Below are 1,025 nucleotides of genomic sequence, written 5' to 3' on the forward strand. Positions count from 1 at the left end.
CGTTTAATCGGCAACGAAAGGGCAGGTAAACCGATAAAAGAAAAAGGTTGGGTGAATCTGCCTAAATTAGGTCTAATTAATAGCTCTTGCCCGTCAATAATCATTTTTTCTACTCCTAACGGCGGCGCAATACAGGGAATCGTCGGGGTGAGGATAATATCGACTTCGGTGAAAATCTCTCGCAGACGATCGCGATACCAACGGCGAAAACGTTGAGCCTGTAAATACCAGCTAGAGGGAATTAATGCCCCTGCCAAGAAGCGATCCCGGGTTGCGGGGTCAAAATCCTCTAATCTGGTCTGTAAACGCGGTAAATGCCAATTTGCGCCCTCGGAAGCGGTAATTATATAGGCGGCTGCCCTGGCGCGGGCGGTTTCGGGAATGGTGATTTTTTTGGTAACTCCTAAACGTTCGGCGATCGCTGTCACCGCCTCGATTACTTCCGGTTCGGCTCCCTGCTGAAAATAATCATCGGCAAGGGCTATTTTTACGCCCTCTAAGCCATTTAAAGGAGCTTTAAGGTTATTTTTGGCAAAAAGACTCCAAATAGCCGTCATATCCGCCACATTGTCGCTAAAAAATCCCAGATGATCCAAACTACTAACGAACAAAAATAGGCCCTGACGGGATACGCGCCCAAAGGTGGGTTTTAGCCCCACCACGCCACAGCAAGCGGCGGGAACCCTCACCGAACCATTAGTATCGGAACCGAGGGCGAGAGGGACTAAATTAGCGGCAACGGCGGCGGCGGAACCGCCGGAGGATCCCCCCGAGACGCAACTAGGATCGAGGGGGTTGGGAGTGGCCCCATAATGGGCATTTTCGGTGACAAAACCGTAGGCGTACTCATCCATATTGGTCGCCCCCACCAAAACCGCCCCGGCTGCTTCTAGGGTTTGTATAGCGATCGCATCTTGTCCGGCGGCAGGGTGATCTCGATTGATTTTGGAGCCAGCAAGGGTGACAATACCCTTGATATCAAAGAGATTTTTGACGGCGAAGGGAATCCCTGCTAAGACACCGAC

At 51.3% G+C, this 1,025-nt stretch carries 1 protein-coding gene; it reads right to left on the reverse strand.

Going from position 1 to position 1,025, the window contains the following annotated elements:
* Positions 1-1,025, reverse strand: a 1,025-nt coding sequence (locus tag PX481_RS06995; RefSeq protein WP_288094124.1) for an AtzE family amidohydrolase, incomplete at both ends; no start/stop codon positions are given.

It is taken from the genome of Microcystis sp. M53603_WE2 (assembly GCF_030065435.1).